Source organism: Marinomonas sp. PE14-40, from assembly GCF_051623805.1.
Classification (GTDB): domain Bacteria; phylum Pseudomonadota; class Gammaproteobacteria; order Pseudomonadales; family Marinomonadaceae; genus Marinomonas.
This window is the reverse complement of record NZ_CP130700.1, coordinates 4,131,636-4,147,621: the sequence shown is the minus strand read 5'-3', so window position 1 is coordinate 4,147,621 and position 15,986 is coordinate 4,131,636. Positions and strand designations below refer to the sequence as shown.

Genomic DNA, 15,986 nt, shown 5'->3' with positions numbered 1-15,986 from the left:
CACAAAACATTTACCATTTTTTAAATTTTTAGGATAGTTTCATGTCTAACAACTATTTCAATACTTTGCCGCTACGCGAGCAATTAGAGCAATTAGCAAAATGTCGTTTCATGTCTATGGACGAGTTCGGTGACGGCGTTGAAGCCCTTAAAGGCAAAAAAATGGTCGTTATCGGCTGTGGCGCACAAGGTCTAGCACAGGGTCTTAACCTACGTGATAGCGGTTGTGATGTTGCTTACGCTCTTCGTCCTGCGGCAATTGCTGAAAAACGTCAGTCTTGGAAAAATGCTTCTGAAAACGGTTTTGTTGTTGGTACTTATGAAGATCTTATCCCAACAGCGGATGTTGTTCTTAACCTAACACCAGATAAGCAACACACACCTGTTGTTAAAGCAGTTATGCCTCTAATGAAAGAAGGCGCTTGCCTTTCTTACTCTCACGGCTTCAACATTGTTGAAGAAGGCATGCAAATTCGTGATGACCTAACAGTAATCATGGTTGCACCTAAGTGCCCAGGTTCTGAAGTTCGTAACGAGTATGTACGTGGCTTTGGTGTTCCAACACTAATCGCTGTTCACGAAGACAACGATCCTAAAGGTGAAGGCCTTGCACTAGCAAAAGCTTACGCTGTTGGTACTGGTGGTCATAAAGCTGGCGTTCTTATGTCTTCTTTCATTGCTGAAGTTAAATCTGACCTTATGGGTGAGCAAACTATCCTTTGTGGTATGTTGCAAACAGGTTCTATCCTTTGCTTCGACAAAATGGTTGAAGAAGGTGTTGACGCAGGCTACGCATCTAAACTTGTTCAATACGGTTGGGAAGTTGTAACTGAAGCGCTTAAATATGGCGGCGTAACTAACATGCTAGACCGTCTTTCTAACCCAGCTAAGATCAAAGCATTTGATCTTTCTGAAGAGTTGAAAGTAATCATGCGCCCTCTATACAACAAGCACCAAGATGACATCATCAACGGCACTTTCTCTCGCGTTATGATGGAAGATTGGGCTAATGATGACGTTAACCTACTAGGCTGGCGTGCAGAGACTGCTGAGACTAACTTTGAAAAGACTCCAGCTGGCGATGTTGAAATCACTGAACAAGAATTCTTCGACAATGGCATCTTGATGGTTGCTATGGTTAAAGCGGGTGTTGAACTTGCTTTCGAAACTATGACAGCTGCTGGTATCGTTGCTGACTCTGCTTACTACGAGTCACTGCACGAAACACCACTTATCGCTAACACCATTGCGCGTAAGAAACTTTATGAAATGAACGCAACTATCTCTGATACTGCAGAGTACGGTTGTTACCTATATAACCACGCTTGCCTACCTCTTCTTGCTGACTTCATGAAAGACATCAAGACTGACGTAATTGGTCGTGGTCTAGACTCAAGCGAAACGGGTGTTGATAACGCTCGTTTGATCGAAGTAAACAAAGCACTTCGTTCACACCCAGTTGAAGCAATTGGTGATACGCTACGTGGCCACATGGCTGACATGAAGAAAATCGTTTAATCGATTTCTTTAAGTAGATTAAAAAAGCCAAGACCTAGGTCTTGGCTTTTTTTTGCAAAAATTAATTCGCATCAATCACGCTTCGTCTTTCTTCTATTTTATTCCCTCTTAGACATCAGGGCTCATTGAAAATAGCCACAACGGCTATCCAGCCAATAAACAAAACGAAATGAAGCTTTCTACTTAACTCCATATAACGCCAATACTTATTCGTTAGTTGGTGCGTGGCACATATATTTTTATATTCTTGCAACTGTTCTTTCTGCTTAACAGGGCTAAAGTACTCCTGATAATCTGCGCCATACTCTTTTAATGTCGGCACAATAATTTTTTTTCGTATATAAATCACACGCCCGAATGCTGCTGCAAACAAGAGGCAGTAAGCAAAGATGATAACGTCAGTATTCATAATAAACTCGTCTTTAAATTTAACGCTATTCTAGGGATCTGCTTATAAAGAGAAAACAACTTTCACAGTTATCATCTCATAAGGCAAAAAACCACAAGCAAATAACAAAATGAGAATCCACTCAGAGCGCTAGCATAAAGCGCTCAAAAACTTTCATATCTTGATTTTAAACCACTATATGAAATCGAGATTTGGGATAAGAGTTATGATTACATACCAATTAAGACCTAGTTTCACTAAAATGAAGCCATTATTGATGAGCTGTAAAGGCTCTAAGCTAGGAGATAAAAATGCAATATAATGTTTATTTATCCGGTGAGATTCACTCGGATTGGCGTGATCAGATTAAAAAAGGCATCGCTGAAAAAAATCTTCCTGTTACCATTTTTGCCCCTAACTGCCATCATGAATCAAGTGACGAAGTGGGATCTGTCATTTTAGGCGAAGAAGATAAAGCCTTCTGGAAAGACCATAAAGCCGTCAAGATTAATGCAATTCGTATTAATAATATGATCAAACAATCAGACATTGTTGTGGTACGTTTTGGTGATAAGTACAAACAATGGAATGCGGCATTTGATGCAGGCACAGCCGTTGCACTGGGTAAGTCTTTAATTACCATGCATTCTGCGGAGTTAACCCACCCACTCAAAGAAGTGGATGCACAAGCGTTAGCGGTCACAGAAACACCAGAACAAGTTGTCAGCATACTGGAGTACATTTGCCAGCCTTCATAAGCTGATAGCAATACCTACCCATAAAAAAGGAAGCCAAGCTTCCTTTTTTATGCTAGATATCTGATAACTAGATTCTGACTAATGGTGGAGTCATAAGGCTTTAAATACTTAGGCTATATTAAAATTGATCAACAACCTCCCTTACCTCCTGATAATAATTTGATGCCAGCTCTTTTTTAAAGCTAACATTTTATATGTCCTTTATGGTCTCTCGCTATTTTTAGCGCTTTATTTGATAACGCAAACCTTTAAGCCTTCTGGCTAAACAATGATGCTAGGTAAATTGTAAATTAAGATCTGGGTTAGCCGGTAAAACGGGGTAACGACTAGAAATAGCAACTCTGTTCCAAGTATTTATAACAATACTAAGCCACTCTATTGCGGCAATTTGTGCTTTTGTTAATACCTTGGTAGCAGCTTTGTAGACAGTATCAGGCACTTGGCCTTGAGAAATTAATGTGATGGACTCTAGCAACCCTAAGGCCGCCTTTTCTTTATTATCAAAATAAAGAGATTCCCTCCATGCGGAGACTAGACTAATTCGTTCAATAGGTTCACCGCTATCTGAAGCATCTTTACTGTGCAACCGGATACAGAAAGCGCATTGATTGATTTGAGAAGCACGTAATTTTAATAGATGACTAAAGCCCTCATCTATTCCCGCATCTTCGATGAACTGAGTTGCAATGCAATCGAGCTGCACCACAGACTTATACATAACAGGACTTGCTTTACCTAAATTGACTCGATCTTCCATTTTCTACCTCAACATATTCTTCAGTTAAATAAATGAATACGAAACCATATAAAGTTAGTACTATTTACGTTAATTTACATAATCAAATATTTAAAAAAATTCAGTTAGCAGAAAAATACGTTACCACCAGCCCATTTTTGTATCAACTAACTAGCAGACATTGAGCTTTTTGCGAGTAACATCTACAAACAACCTGTAAAATTATAGTCAAAATACCGAAAGTATTTAGAAAACTATTTCTTAATATAACTCAGGGTAATTACGCTAATCTTATTATTCGTGATTTCCCTTCTTTTCAATAAAATTAGCATAGCATTCAGTTTTTATTTTTCAACTTACACATAGAGCAAGAACTAAAAGATAAAATGTATAAAAATATGTCATATATGGCTGTTTTTTTCTATTACATTCCATTATCACCGTAAGTGATTCCTATCTCAAAAAGTATAAAAACGCGAAAAAGAAGGTCATAAGGTGACTTAAAGTGAAGCCATCTAGATAAAATCTCGTTGTACCAAGAGGTATAGCCATGTTATAAATTTTTATCTTCAGACGGTCTGAAGCCTTAAGAGAAGAATCAATTACAATGTTACTTGTCACTCTTTTAATCACATCTTTAGCGCTTCCACGCCCTGTCTGGAAGAACTACCACCTGCAACAACGTCAGCGATAACCCTCTTATCGCGCAATCCTGCTCGCCTAACGAGTTGAAATAATCTTTTAGTTTTTCTATATCCCGTTAAGTTAGCGCTTTTTTTTCTTACCCCAATTTCAACATTTTTGATGTATATCAGCCTATAAAAGCATCTTAATTATGCTGTTTATAAATGGGGAAGTTACTCACAATTTTATACGGATAGACAATTATGACTTGGATAACCACCCTCTCCTTTGAAGAAGCTACTGGCAAAGTTAAAAAGCTCTACGAACGTATTAAAGGGCCGGATAATAATGTTGATAATATTATGATGGCTCACAGTTTAAGACCTCACACCATGGAAGGTCATATGGCTATCTATAAAAATGTCATACATCACCCCCGCAACACCTTACCTAAGTGGCTATTAGAAGCGATAGGAGTCTATGTCAGTTTATTAAATCACTGTGAATATTGCATAGAGCATCACTATGTTGGTATGGCCAGACTCCTTGGCGATGAAGAGCATGCCTCTAAAATACGTCACTCTTTAGAAACTCACACCCCTTCAAGTACGCTACAAGGCCGTGATTTAGCTGCATTGAATTATGCCAAGGCATTGACTCAGGCGCCCTCTTCAATCACACAAGATGATATAAATGAGCTCAGGTTGTCAGGCTTAGAAGAGGGTGAAATACTCGAAATAAATCAAGTCATAGCTTATTTTGCTTATGCCAATAGAACGGTTCTGGGACTCGGCATTAACAAAGAGGGCGATATTATTGGACTATCACCCAGTGATGGTGACGATATAGATAACTGGAATCACCAATAGCTTAATTAAATAGGACTAGCTCAATAGAGATAAGTAAGCTCTATTGGGCAACTTAATCGACATGACTGAAGCAATTTGCCTGCAATAATGACTCCCCTTGTTATTGTCTTAGATAACAAACACGTCACTATTAAAGCTCATCCTGATCTGAGGCAATTTAACAGATCACTATATTGCATCTTTAGTCTAGAGATCATTGTTTTATGGTTCCCTTCATACATCCAAGCACTTTATTTCGCCATCTAATCAATCTCTATCCTCCTTATCTTTTTACTGGAATTAAGGTGTCTTCAATTAGTCGTGACTTTCAGCTCTTACAAGTTGATATGTCACTTCGTTGGTACAACAGGAACTATGTCGGCACACATTTTGGCGGCAGTCTGTTTGCGATGACGGACCCGTGGTTTATGCTGATGTTAATGCAAATACTAGGAAAGGATTATCTCGTTTGGGACAGCAAAGCTGAGATAGACTTCATCAAACCTGGAAAAGGTAAAGTGTCTTGTCGCTTTCATATTAGCCAAACCATGCTAGATCAAATAAAACAAAATACAGATTCTGGCGCTAAGTATTTACCAGAATATGAGGTGCATATTAGAGATGAATCTGGCGAACTTGTGGCTAAAGTAAAAAAAGAAATCTACATTCGAAAAAAGCAAAGAAAGTAACCAATAAAACGTCCCTACCAAACGGCTACCTGATTAAGCAGATAGCATCGAACAAGCATTTTAGAATATAGAGATGTCGCTTTTAGATAAAACATAATAAATATTGTCGTTATTTAGTACGCCTTAATTAAAGTACTCAAATTTACACCAATAGAATTAAACCCTGAACAAACCGAGTCTACTAAAAGAAATGACTGTTATTTAAGACAAATACAACAACTGTTACTGGTAGGTTTCGGGCTACAATAGGTTATTTGAATTTTTTGATTAAAGAGAGATAAATGTACACCATTAAAGCTCGCGACCTATCTGTTCAATTCGACAATGACTTTACATTAAACACCATAAACTGGACGATAGAACCAGAGCAACACTGGGTTATTACAGGAAGCAATGGAGCAGGAAAATCAGCACTTGCAGCCAGTTTATGTGGTTACGGAGATATCCGTTCAGGTGAGCTATCAGGTTTACCAGAGAAAGTTGCGATAGTCTCATTTGAAGCACAGGCTGAGCTGATTGCAGCAGAACTAAAAAAAGATGATGCTGACATCATGGATGTCGTTGCCCTTGGTACGCCAGTTAGAGAAATATTGGAGGGAGAGCAAGCTAAGCCGACAAACCCTGTTTTAGTAGAACGCTTAGTTAATGAGTTCAAACTTGATTACCTACTTGATCGCGCGTTTCGCAAGCTTTCTACTGGAGAAAGCCGAAAGGTCATGTTAATTAGAGCTCTAGCAAGCGAGCCAGATTTACTCGTTTTAGATGAGCCTTTCGACGGTTTGGATGCAGATACATTAGAAATGCTTCAAGGTTACCTAGATCAAATTAAAGATAAAATTCAAATTGTCATGGTGCTCAATCGTTTTGACGAGTTTCCAGCCTTTACCAGCCATGTGGCCTATATCGAAAATGCTCAACTCACTCACCAAGTAAGCACCCAAGATAAAGAGGCCTATGCCGACCTTTATCAATTGATGCATTTAAAAACGACAGAACTTAGCATTCCACCCGCTAGCAGCGCTTCTCTATTAGAAAATTTAGATCCTACAGAACCTCTTGTGGATCTAAACAAAATTCAAGTGAAATACGCTGATACCACCATCCTCGACGGTATTGATTGGCGTATAAAACAACAAGAACATTGGCAATTAAGTGGCCCTAACGGCAGTGGTAAAACGGCCCTCTTATCTCTCATTACTGGCGACCATCCTCAATGTTATGTGAATGATATCTTTGTGTTTGGCTTTAAACGAGGCAACGGCGAAAGTATTTGGCAAATCAAACAGTATATAGGGTATGTTTCAACCGCCTTGCAATGGGAGTACAGAGTAGGTACTAGCCTCAGAAATGTCATTATCTCAGGCTTTTACGACAGTATTGGTTTATACAATAAAAGTAGTGATGTGGAAAAAGACATCGCCAACAAATGGTTAGCCCTTCTCGGTATGAGCCACAAGGCAGATCAGCCTTTTAACCAGTTATCCTATGGTGATCAAAGACTTATTTTGATTGCCCGTGCCATGGTTAAACACCCACCTCTACTAATTCTTGATGAACCTTGTCTTGGCTTAGATGATATCAATAGACAACTTGTATTAGCTCTCATTGAAAAGATTTGCGCAGGCAGTGAAACCACTGTTATTTACGTCAACCACCACGCTGAAGACAAGATCAAAGGTATCAACAGACACCTTAAATTAGATAAAAAGCAGAGCTAGTCTCTCAGGAAGGTACAATTACCTTGTGCCTTCCTTCTATCACTCCAGTAGCCACAAGGCACGATAACTTTCATCTCGCCGATAACTTTAATGTCAACTTTTGCGACAAAGGGGTAATCATAAAAGAGATCACCATGGCTAACGGCCAAGCAAAAGAAAACGCTTTAAACCAGCTAAACACAAAAACTTCAGTCCAGCCTAAATTGAACCAAGTCACCCAAAAACTCATTAATAATGACAATTGAAAAGACATAATTAGGGTAAAGATTAAGCGCTCTTTCATTGTTTTTTCCTAACAATTTGAACAGGCTTAAAGTATATTTATTTGCATTAATGTTTTATATAGACAAAATTAGAACTACAAATTTCATATTTGAAATCATAAATATTACCTGAGCCCCATATGTACGATGACCTCAACCTTTTTATCCAAATTGTTCAGCACCAAGGTTTGGCAAAAGCCGCGATAAAGCTGAACATGTCTGCCGCCACTATCACTAGGCGCTTACAGAAGCTTGAGCAAACTCTCAGCACCCAATTGGTACATCGTTCAGCAAGACAGTTTGTCTTAACACCAGAGGGACAAAACTATTATCAAACCTATGCCCCTTTATTCGAACAGTTAGAAGCCTCTAAAAATGCCCTTGATATAGAGAGCCAAGAAACCTTCGGCAGTTTAAAGGTATTCACGCCTACAAATATTTCATTAGGTTTTTTACAGCCCATGTGGTCAGCCTTTATCAAACAATATCCAGATATTCGATTAGAACTCCAACTAAACAACCAAAGAGAAGATTTACTCTCTGCTAAAGCTGACATAGCTCTGCGTGTTGGCCCTCAAAATGACTCACAACTTTATCAGAAAAAATTGGGAAGCCTGTCTACTCTATTTGTTGCGGCGCCCAGCTATTTAGAGCAAAAAGGTGAGCCCCAAACATTAGAAGATTTAGAAGAGCACACCTTACTTGCCACCCATACTTTACCTAACTGGCAACTAAATCAAATTAGCACAGGAAAAAGCTGTGTATATCATCCTAAAATATCCACACTGACAAACGATATCAGCCTGATAACACATTTTGTCTGTGATGGACTTGGTGTTTCACTTTTGCCCATTAATGAAGCAAGAGACCATCTAGCATCGGGACGTATGGTTCAAATATTAAAAAACTGGAAAGGACCAGAAAGAGAGTTATATGCGGTTTGGTCAACAGGGCGCTTACTTAACCCTAGAGCCAAGCGCCTTAAAAAATATATGCAAGACTATATTCAGCTAAAACTCAGTGAACTTACCTTAGAAAAATAGACAAAATACTTTTTTAGATCCGTGAGGAGGAGACGCTATTCGCGACGACTCTAGCTTGTTATTATGCGCCCACAATTATAATGGGAAGTTAAAGTGCATACTCTAGAGCAATTAAAAAATGGTGAACTAAAAGGGACTGTTCATTTAAACCTAAGTGAAAACCTAAGCCAATTCCCCAGTGAAATTTTTGACCTTGCAGATAGCCTAGAAGTACTGGACCTATCCAATAATCAACTAAGTGAACTCCCCCAAGATCTAAATAGATTAAAGCATCTAAAGATTCTGTTTTGTTCAAATAACCAATTCACTTGCCTACCTCCTATGTTATCTCTTTGCCCAAAGCTTGAGATGATAGGCTTTAAATCGAATAAAATTGAACACGTACCAGCAAGCTCATTACCACTAAAGACTCGCTGGTTAATTTTGACCGATAATAAAATCTCAGAGTTACCTGAGTCATTAGGCCAGCTTGTGAACTTAGAAAAGCTTATGTTGGCAGGAAACCTGCTCACTAAGTTACCGCAATCTATACACTCATGTCATAAACTCGGATTGATTCGTTTATCCGCAAACCAACTCACTGAATTCCCTGATTTAATCTTAGATTTACCTAAATTGGCTTGGTTGGCTTTCTCTGGCAACCCTTTCTGCCAAGGGGATAAAACTCACTCTCAAATCCAGAAAATGAGTTTAGATAGCTTTAAATTACATGAAGTTTTAGGGCAAGGGGCCTCTGGTATTATTTCTAAAGCCAGCAGCTCTGATGAGAATAATCTTCCAATCGACGTTGCTATCAAAGTGTTTAAAGGTGAAGTCACCAGTGATGGCTACCCTGAAGATGAATTAGATGCTTGTTTATCTACAGGGCTACACCCTAATCTTGTGAAGCCCTTAGCACACATTAAAGAAGTTGATTGCTCTGCCCTTGTGATGGAGCTAATACCTGCGGACTATATAAATTTAGGCCAACCACCTAGCCTTAAAACCTGCACCCGAGACACATTCACACAGGGACAAAGCTTTAGTATTAAACAGATTGAGCACATAGTGCAGCAATTAGAAAGTTTAGTAGATCACCTAATTAAGCATAAAGTTAGCCATGGTGACCTTTATGCTCACAATGTCCTTATCAATCATCAAAGCGATATCTTATTTGGTGATTTTGGCGCCGCATCAAAATATCAGATGCTTGAGGACTACCAGCAATCTGGTATCCAAGCGATAGAAAAACGCGCACTAAACTACTTTATCGACGATATGTTAAGCCTATGCCAACCACAGGATCGCGACACTCAGCCTTACCTTCAGCTAAAAAATAAACTGTCCCTTATCACAGAGTAAACCTTCCTAGCTTTAATCTTAATCGTTACTCACCAAAATGCTCTTTTGGCCTTTAAATGATTCATATAAGGCCATATGAGCTACTCTGGAAAAACAATCTGTACGGGTATCGTAAGCTTTCATCCATTCAATCAAAAAGTTTAGATTGTTATCTTGAGCTTGCTTGCTCTCATACTTATGGGGTTCCCAAGGCCTATTTTTAGCGTTTTCAATACACTCGTTCAAAGGCAAATTCAAAAAGAAAGCTTGATTCGCTTCATGGCTAATCAAAGATAATAAGTCGCTATAACAACCTTCAATTATCCACTCATCATGTTGTTCTATAAAAGTATCTATCATTTTTTTGGATTCATCGAGAGGGCGTCTTTGAGGTGTTTCTCCTCCCTCTTGCCAAGCTAATGTATCCAAATCTAAATGGGCCAATTTATCGATCACACTTAACTTTTTTGCCAAGGTCGACTTGCCCGATGAAGAGTTTCCAAACACTATAATTTTTTTCATAAGTCCCGCCTTCAAGTAAAACTTCTGTAAACATAAAAGCAAGCTCAATCGCTATCCCTTAATATAACCTTAAGCTTACGTCTTTAAGATGTTGAGAATTTCATAATGGTCTTGGTAAATTAACTATGTTTATTGCTATATGCATCCTTATCACAACTTGCTTAATCATACCCGGTTTAGGTGTGATGCAAAGCTATTCTGGTGTGCCCATGGATGCGGCTTTCAGTCAATATTTAGGACTCGTGGCATTATTAGGTATGTCCTACTGTTATATTTTAGCGACTCGCTTTAAGTTAGTGGAAAGCTTATTTGGCGGCTTAGACAAATCTTATGTATTTCACAAATGGCTAGGCCTTGGATCACTCGCCGTCATTTTTTTACATGACCAAATAGATGCTAAGATCAAAAGCCTAGGCTCCCCAAGTATGGGTGAACTGGCAGAGGATTTAGGTGGACTTGGGTTTGATGGTCTACAAATTTTACTGCTAATTACCGTGATTACTCTCATTCCTTACGCACTATGGAAGTTTACCCATAAATTTATTGGCGTACTCTTTGTTTTATCTGTTTTGCACTTTGCTTGGATGCCAAAACCCTTTGACCTCACATCTCCGCTTGGTCTGTATATTTTAAGTATATGTGGTTTAGGTATCCTATCTTATCTTTACACCCTGACATCTGGCTTTGCCAGAGGCTCAAAAAGCCAGAATCCTTTAAAGGGCACTCGTCCATATAAGGTGATCAATAAAGAGCTTACAGGAGACATAGTTAGCTTCGAGTTAGCACCAATACAAAAAGGCATTCGCCATCAGGCTGGCCAGTTTTCTTTCATTTCTTTTGATCACACTAAACTGAAAGAAATTCATCCTTTTACGATTAGTAAAGCGCCTAACAAAGAGGGAAACCTCAGATTCAGCATTAAGGCTTTAGGAGATTACACTAAAGCTCTGCCTAAGCACTTAGAAGTTGGCATGACTGCTAATGTCAGTAAAGCTTACGGCCATTTTGGTAAGAAGCTAGGAAAACGTAATGAAATCTGGATTGCAGCAGGCATAGGTATCACGCCTTTTATTGCTATGGCTCAAGCTTTATCAGAGCAACAAGATTCAAGCGATAAAGAGACTCATCTTTTCTATTGCGTTCCAAACAAGGAACAAGCAGTTCACCTAAAAGAGTTACAACAAATTTCGACTCAGTGCTCACGCTTTCATGTGCACCTCTGTGAGTCATCACTAGGCAAACGCATTAATCTTAAGCTCATTAAAGAAAGTATTAGCTTCGAGCTTCAGAAAGCATCCATTTCTTTCTGCGGTCCAAGTAAGCTAAGAAAAACCTTACAAGACTGGTTTAAAAGCGAGTCAGTACCGAGTCGTAACTTCCATTATGAAGTATTCGAAATTCGCTCTGGTATCGGATTGAACCCTATTATCAGCTGGATATTAAAAGTTCTGCTCGCACGTTTCCCAAGAGTTAAACAAGCTTGGGCTAAATTGCCTTTCACTCAACAATAATTTTTGGATGAATAACAACCTCTTTTGTTAATACTCCCTTCAGTTATTAACAGAGCATCAGCCAAAGCAGAACCTGCTTTGGCTGATTTTTTTACATCCACCCTATGACACCAATTCTTTGACACCTGACTTAGTGAATAAGTCCTCATAGCTTCGTTGACCTAAGTTAGCGGCTTAACGCCAGCTATTTAACTTCTTATGAATATCCTTTTTAGACGTCTTACAAAGTAACTGTATTTGCTCAAAACTCAAATCGAATAAGCCATAGCGTTCACCAATACTTTCAAGCATCGCCAGCCAAACTTTGGCTGTCATTTGCGCATCATATAAGGCTCGGTGAAAGTCACCTTCAACCGGAATATTAGCGAAACCCACCAAGCTTCCCAATTTATGATTAGGTGCGTCTTGAAAAATTCGTCGAGCTAATAATAATGAGCAAGCAAACTCACCTTGATAGTCTAAAGATAATCGTGCGAGTTCTGCGTCTAAAAAACGACGGTCAAATGAAGCGTTATGAGCAATGAGGTTATCCTTGCCAATGAAGTCTGTGAAGTCACTCATAACCTCAGCACATGGCGCCGCCTGAGACAAAAGACGGTTACTAATACCCGTATAGTCTTCAATAAAAGAACTCACCCTAAAGCCTGGATTCATCAGTGCTTGAAACTCAGCGACGACCTGTCCCTCAGACAGCTTTACCGCACCAATTTCAATGGCTCTGTCACCCTGATCGGGCGACAAACCAGTGGTTTCAAAATCTAGAATGACAAGTGTATCTGCGCGCATTTAGCCCTCATAAGCAAGCCATTCGGTCTCGCTATTCAAAAATCACTAGCCTAACAGACTTAGTCAATTAAAGACCAAACTATGTTGGAGATTTAAAGCCGATTTAAGAGAAGAAGTAATTACAAATACGTCGATACATAGAGATAGATTCAGGCGGGGTTATACCTTGCTTGGTAATTTGATGGCCCTTACCAATCTGCGCGTACATAAGCTTGCTTACGGCACTCATAGCGGCAACCTCAGCTTTAGTAATTGTCAGGGAACGACCCTGATTTTTAACAAGTCTTGCTATCATGATGCGCATAGTGATTAGGTATTGTCGTGTCATAGGCGCCTTAGTACCGACAAACTTAAACCAATCCTCATTCATCTTGTTCATTACTGGCTTTAGTACCTCGGGATTATTAACGGTAAACCCAGCACCATTAAGAGTGCCTTTAGGTGCAGCTCGCATTAAGTCATAAATTAAATGCTCTTTTTCTTTAGCCACCAGCATACCTTTAGTATTCAACTGGAGTTCACCTATGATGCCGTTGTCCATGGGAAGGAAGAACTTAACATCTTGATAACCCGATTTAAGTGCGCCGGAATTATGAGGGTCACTTTCATCACCACCTGATGAAGTTCCATAACGGTTCTTTAGAGATTTGGCATATTGTCGAATTTTTTTAAATTCATCACTGCCTTCTACCTTTTGACGGGCCATATTCATATCAAATTCATTATCAAATTCGACCGTCATTCTGGCGATATCTTTTAGGTCGCCAAAGTCAGACTCTCTTTCTCGATTGGTAATTTTATCAAGTGCGCCATTAAAACTTTTAAGTCCTTGAAACGCACCTGGTGGACAGGAAATACGACCGTGAAACTCAGCAGCGAGATCTTTGGATAAAGAGACAAGCTGAGCCTGTGCTAACTTCATTCGCTCAAATTGCATAAAAAGAGACTTCATTTTGAACTTAGTATTGGCCACATAACGCCTATCACGGCTAGTAAGCGCGTAACCTTCTTGTAATCGCTTGCGGGTTTCATCTGGCACATAATTTTCAATGGCACTTGGGTCCGTCAGCATAATCAGAATTTTTCGATCTGCTTCAATATCCACTTGAGGGCCAAATAAAGACAGCCACCTGGCACAAACACTATTATCATGACCACGGATCTTTTCTTGCAGCATTTTAACTGCTGAAGCATAAGCATCTTGATTAAGTAAAGGGTAACCCTGACTGAGGTGGGCACTTAAATCTAAACGCTTCATTACTTTGCCATGACTTTTACGTGCAGCCACTTCGATTTCATCCAATCTTAATGACTGTTTAATCAATTCCTCAGGGGACTTTTTTTGCAAATATGCCCTTTGCCCAGAGTATTTTTTTCGCATGGAAGCATTTAGCTTCTGCTGTAGCGCGTCCTCTTTTTGCGAGGCCAATACACTACTGGTAATTGTCATAATTGGCTGCCCTTATTACTCACTCACAGTCACCTGCAATCCTTGAATTAAATCTGACTAAATCTGGCTAGATTGTCTCTATTAAGCACTGGACTAAGCTATTAGAAAGCTTGATAAACTTGCCCATTTTCATTGTATTAGAAGTTTATGGATTAAATGTGCAGTTGACTAGGGAAGCAGAAGTTTAACTAAAGAGTTTTGTAACTAGGATGTAGAAATTTAACAAGTGATTAACTGTCAAAAGTATATTTGACCTTTGGCAGTTAATCACTTTAAGAGCTAGGGGAAAAAATAGCTCGATACTTTAACATACATTGATGCTGAGCTTGGTTTCTTGGCATCTGAGCTAGGCGGCTTTTCACCTTTACCTATAATGGCATACATTCTTGTGCTCACTATATTCATTGCTTCTAACTCTTTCTTATTAATTGTAAAGCTAGTTAATGAATTGGACATTTTCTTCATCATTGCTTGCATTATGCCTAGTTCGGCTTCAATTCCAAAGGTTCTTACTTTAATAAAGTCAAACCAACTCTTATCAAGTTTCTCTACAACGTGCTTAAGTACCGCTGGGGTTGAAATAACAATACTGCCTGTCCCCTCGTCCAATTTTCCAGCTCTTGTTAAATCATAAATGAGATGCTCTTTCTCTTTGGCAATTAACATACCTTTTGTATTTAATTGAAGCTCTCCAATAATGCCATTGCTTAACTGTAAAAAGAATTTAATATCCTGATAGCCAGAATCTAAAGCTGAAGAGTTATGTTTATCTTGAGATGGGGAGGTACCATATCGGTTTTTAAGCGATTTTTTATACGATTTTAACTTCTTAAATTCTTCACTGCCCTCTAATCTGACACGTGCCATATTCATATCAAATTCATTATCAAACTCTACGGTCATTCGCGCAACATCTTTTAAATCCCCATAATCAGAGGACCTTTCGCGATTGGTAATTTTATCCAAAGACCCAGAGAAGCTCTTTAATCCTTGAAAAGCACCAGGAGGGCAAGATATTCTGCCATCAAACTGAGCAGCAATATCCTTTGACAGTGAGACCAACTCAGCCTGCGCAACTTTCATTTTTTCAAACTGCATAAAAATGCTTTTTAACTTAAATCTAGAGTTCGCAATCAATCTTTTATCTGTATAAGTTAAGCTAGCAGGATTAGCCATACGGGCCCTAGTTTCTTTAGGAACAAAGTTCTTTATAGCACTAGGATCAGTTAGCAATTGCAGAATCTTACGATCAGCTTCAATATCAGTATAAGGACCAAATAGAGTTAAGAATTTTTTACAAATGCTACCATCATGAGCATTAATTTTTTCTTGCAAGGCTTTGACCGCTTCAGAATATGAAGCAGGGTTGATTAGTGGGTAACCTTGAGTCAAATATTTTGTTTGATTTAATCTTTGTATTGCCTCGGATTTCCTATTAACAACATCACTTCTCATTTCAGCTTTTAAATTAAGTAACTCTTTAATTTCTTTAACTGTAAGGCCTTTATCAATATCATTATTAGACATATCAACATGCCACTTTTTACCTTTATAAGTTTTCGCTTTGGATGCTTCAAGCTTCAGTTCTAATGCAGTTGGCATAATTCATTCCTCTTCAATAATGGGCTCTGACCGTAAACACCACACTCTAGATATACAGATTGAACGGTCGACTCACACCAGTTTTCATCACAGTGTCATTTTCTTAATGAAACAGACTCTAAGCCTGATTTGTGGATTTAAAGTGCAATTAGCCAAAAAATAAAAAGAATCGTTATCCATTAATTAGATAATGATTAATTAAAAGAAAATC

15 protein-coding genes are annotated in these 15,986 nt (G+C 38.8%); 8 read left to right on the top strand and 7 right to left on the bottom strand.

Annotated elements, in window-relative coordinates; translation table 11 throughout:
- The first annotated feature begins 41 nt into the window (after positions 1 to 41).
- Entirely contained in the window at positions 42 to 1,517 is a 1,476-nt protein-coding gene (ilvC, locus tag Q0A08_RS19140; protein WP_438463062.1) for a ketol-acid reductoisomerase, read from the top strand.
- Between the two features lie 115 nt (positions 1,518 to 1,632).
- On the opposite strand, the gene Q0A08_RS19135 is transcribed toward ilvC, so the two are convergent.
- Complete coding sequence (locus tag Q0A08_RS19135; protein ID WP_438463061.1) at positions 1,633 to 1,926, bottom strand: hypothetical protein; 294 nt, start codon at positions 1,924 to 1,926, stop codon at positions 1,633 to 1,635.
- Positions 1,927 to 2,216: 290 nt separating this feature from the next.
- Between Q0A08_RS19135 and Q0A08_RS19130 the strand changes: the two genes are divergently transcribed.
- Entirely contained in the window at positions 2,217 to 2,663 is a 447-nt protein-coding gene (locus Q0A08_RS19130) for a YtoQ family protein (protein WP_438463060.1), read from the top strand.
- Positions 2,664 to 2,937: 274 nt separating this feature from the next.
- Here the strand turns inward: Q0A08_RS19130 and Q0A08_RS19125 are convergent, their stop codons facing one another.
- Positions 2,938 to 3,420, bottom strand: coding sequence for a carboxymuconolactone decarboxylase family protein (locus tag Q0A08_RS19125; protein ID WP_438463059.1), 483 nt, complete (start codon positions 3,418 to 3,420; stop codon positions 2,938 to 2,940).
- An 866-nt stretch (positions 3,421 to 4,286) separates the two neighbouring features.
- On the opposite strand from Q0A08_RS19125, the gene Q0A08_RS19120 reads away from it, so the two are divergent.
- The 3 genes from Q0A08_RS19120 to modF all read left to right on the top strand — a co-directional run bounded on the left by Q0A08_RS19120 (position 4,287) and on the right by modF (position 7,278).
- Entirely contained in the window at positions 4,287 to 4,892 is a 606-nt protein-coding gene (locus Q0A08_RS19120; RefSeq protein WP_438463058.1) for a carboxymuconolactone decarboxylase family protein, read from the top strand.
- A 203-nt stretch (positions 4,893 to 5,095) separates the two neighbouring features.
- Positions 5,096 to 5,560, top strand: coding sequence for a DUF4442 domain-containing protein (locus Q0A08_RS19115; protein WP_438463057.1), 465 nt, complete (start codon positions 5,096 to 5,098; stop codon positions 5,558 to 5,560).
- A gap of 281 nt (positions 5,561 to 5,841) precedes the next feature.
- The gene (gene modF, locus Q0A08_RS19110; RefSeq protein WP_438463056.1) at positions 5,842 to 7,278 is read left to right on the top strand and encodes a molybdate ABC transporter ATP-binding protein ModF; all 1,437 of its coding nucleotides are present in this window, start codon (positions 5,842 to 5,844) and stop codon (positions 7,276 to 7,278) included.
- 70 nt (positions 7,279 to 7,348) lie between these two features.
- On the opposite strand, the gene Q0A08_RS19105 is transcribed toward modF, so the two are convergent.
- Complete coding sequence (locus Q0A08_RS19105) at positions 7,349 to 7,561, bottom strand: DUF2798 domain-containing protein (RefSeq protein WP_438463055.1); 213 nt, start codon at positions 7,559 to 7,561, stop codon at positions 7,349 to 7,351.
- A gap of 120 nt (positions 7,562 to 7,681) precedes the next feature.
- On the opposite strand from Q0A08_RS19105, the gene Q0A08_RS19100 reads away from it, so the two are divergent.
- Both Q0A08_RS19100 and Q0A08_RS19095 read left to right on the top strand, forming a co-directional pair.
- Complete coding sequence (locus Q0A08_RS19100; protein WP_438463054.1) at positions 7,682 to 8,584, top strand: LysR family transcriptional regulator; 903 nt, start codon at positions 7,682 to 7,684, stop codon at positions 8,582 to 8,584.
- Positions 8,585 to 8,677: 93 nt separating this feature from the next.
- Positions 8,678 to 9,925: a protein kinase domain-containing protein gene (locus Q0A08_RS19095; protein WP_438463053.1), complete on the top strand. Its 1,248-nt coding sequence runs from the start codon at positions 8,678 to 8,680 to the stop codon at positions 9,923 to 9,925.
- A gap of 18 nt (positions 9,926 to 9,943) precedes the next feature.
- Here the strand turns inward: Q0A08_RS19095 and Q0A08_RS19090 are convergent, their stop codons facing one another.
- Positions 9,944 to 10,426 (bottom strand): AAA family ATPase, encoded by a 483-nt coding sequence (locus tag Q0A08_RS19090; RefSeq protein WP_438463052.1) that lies wholly within the window; start codon positions 10,424 to 10,426, stop codon positions 9,944 to 9,946.
- A gap of 125 nt (positions 10,427 to 10,551) precedes the next feature.
- Here Q0A08_RS19090 and Q0A08_RS19085 point away from each other — a divergent pair, with 125 nt between their 5' ends.
- Positions 10,552 to 11,937: a ferredoxin reductase family protein gene (locus Q0A08_RS19085; protein WP_438463051.1), complete on the top strand. Its 1,386-nt coding sequence runs from the start codon at positions 10,552 to 10,554 to the stop codon at positions 11,935 to 11,937.
- 174 nt (positions 11,938 to 12,111) lie between these two features.
- Here the strand turns inward: Q0A08_RS19085 and Q0A08_RS19080 are convergent, their stop codons facing one another.
- The 3 genes from Q0A08_RS19080 to Q0A08_RS19070 form a co-directional block, all read right to left on the bottom strand.
- A complete protein-coding gene (locus Q0A08_RS19080) occupies positions 12,112 to 12,723 on the bottom strand; it encodes a 3'-5' exonuclease (protein WP_438463050.1) in 612 nt (203 codons plus the stop codon).
- Between the two features lie 103 nt (positions 12,724 to 12,826).
- Positions 12,827 to 14,173: a hypothetical protein gene (locus tag Q0A08_RS19075; RefSeq protein ID WP_438463049.1), complete on the bottom strand. Its 1,347-nt coding sequence runs from the start codon at positions 14,171 to 14,173 to the stop codon at positions 12,827 to 12,829.
- A gap of 279 nt (positions 14,174 to 14,452) precedes the next feature.
- Positions 14,453 to 15,775, bottom strand: a complete 1,323-nt coding sequence (locus Q0A08_RS19070) for a hypothetical protein (protein WP_438463048.1) — start codon at positions 15,773 to 15,775, stop codon at positions 14,453 to 14,455.
- Between the last annotated feature and the right edge of the window lie 211 nt (positions 15,776 to 15,986).

Coding starts and splice junctions, on each gene's coding strand:
- Q0A08_RS19085 (WP_438463051.1), top strand. CDS start 10,552: ATGTTTATTGCTATATGCATCCTTATCACAACTTGCTTAATCATACCC.
- modF (WP_438463056.1), top strand. CDS start 5,842: ATGTACACCATTAAAGCTCGCGACCTATCTGTTCAATTCGACAATGAC.
- Q0A08_RS19080 (WP_438463050.1), bottom strand. CDS start 12,723: ATGCGCGCAGATACACTTGTCATTCTAGATTTTGAAACCACTGGTTTG.
- Q0A08_RS19090 (WP_438463052.1), bottom strand. CDS start 10,426: ATGAAAAAAATTATAGTGTTTGGAAACTCTTCATCGGGCAAGTCGACC.
- Q0A08_RS19115 (WP_438463057.1), top strand. CDS start 5,096: ATGGTTCCCTTCATACATCCAAGCACTTTATTTCGCCATCTAATCAAT.
- Q0A08_RS19105 (WP_438463055.1), bottom strand. CDS start 7,561: ATGAAAGAGCGCTTAATCTTTACCCTAATTATGTCTTTTCAATTGTCA.
- Q0A08_RS19075 (WP_438463049.1), bottom strand. CDS start 14,173: ATGACAATTACCAGTAGTGTATTGGCCTCGCAAAAAGAGGACGCGCTA.
- ilvC (WP_438463062.1), top strand. CDS start 42: ATGTCTAACAACTATTTCAATACTTTGCCGCTACGCGAGCAATTAGAG.
- Q0A08_RS19100 (WP_438463054.1), top strand. CDS start 7,682: ATGTACGATGACCTCAACCTTTTTATCCAAATTGTTCAGCACCAAGGT.
- Q0A08_RS19135 (WP_438463061.1), bottom strand. CDS start 1,926: ATGAATACTGACGTTATCATCTTTGCTTACTGCCTCTTGTTTGCAGCA.
- Q0A08_RS19070 (WP_438463048.1), bottom strand. CDS start 15,775: ATGCCAACTGCATTAGAACTGAAGCTTGAAGCATCCAAAGCGAAAACT.
- Q0A08_RS19125 (WP_438463059.1), bottom strand. CDS start 3,420: ATGGAAGATCGAGTCAATTTAGGTAAAGCAAGTCCTGTTATGTATAAG.
- Q0A08_RS19120 (WP_438463058.1), top strand. CDS start 4,287: ATGACTTGGATAACCACCCTCTCCTTTGAAGAAGCTACTGGCAAAGTT.
- Q0A08_RS19130 (WP_438463060.1), top strand. CDS start 2,217: ATGCAATATAATGTTTATTTATCCGGTGAGATTCACTCGGATTGGCGT.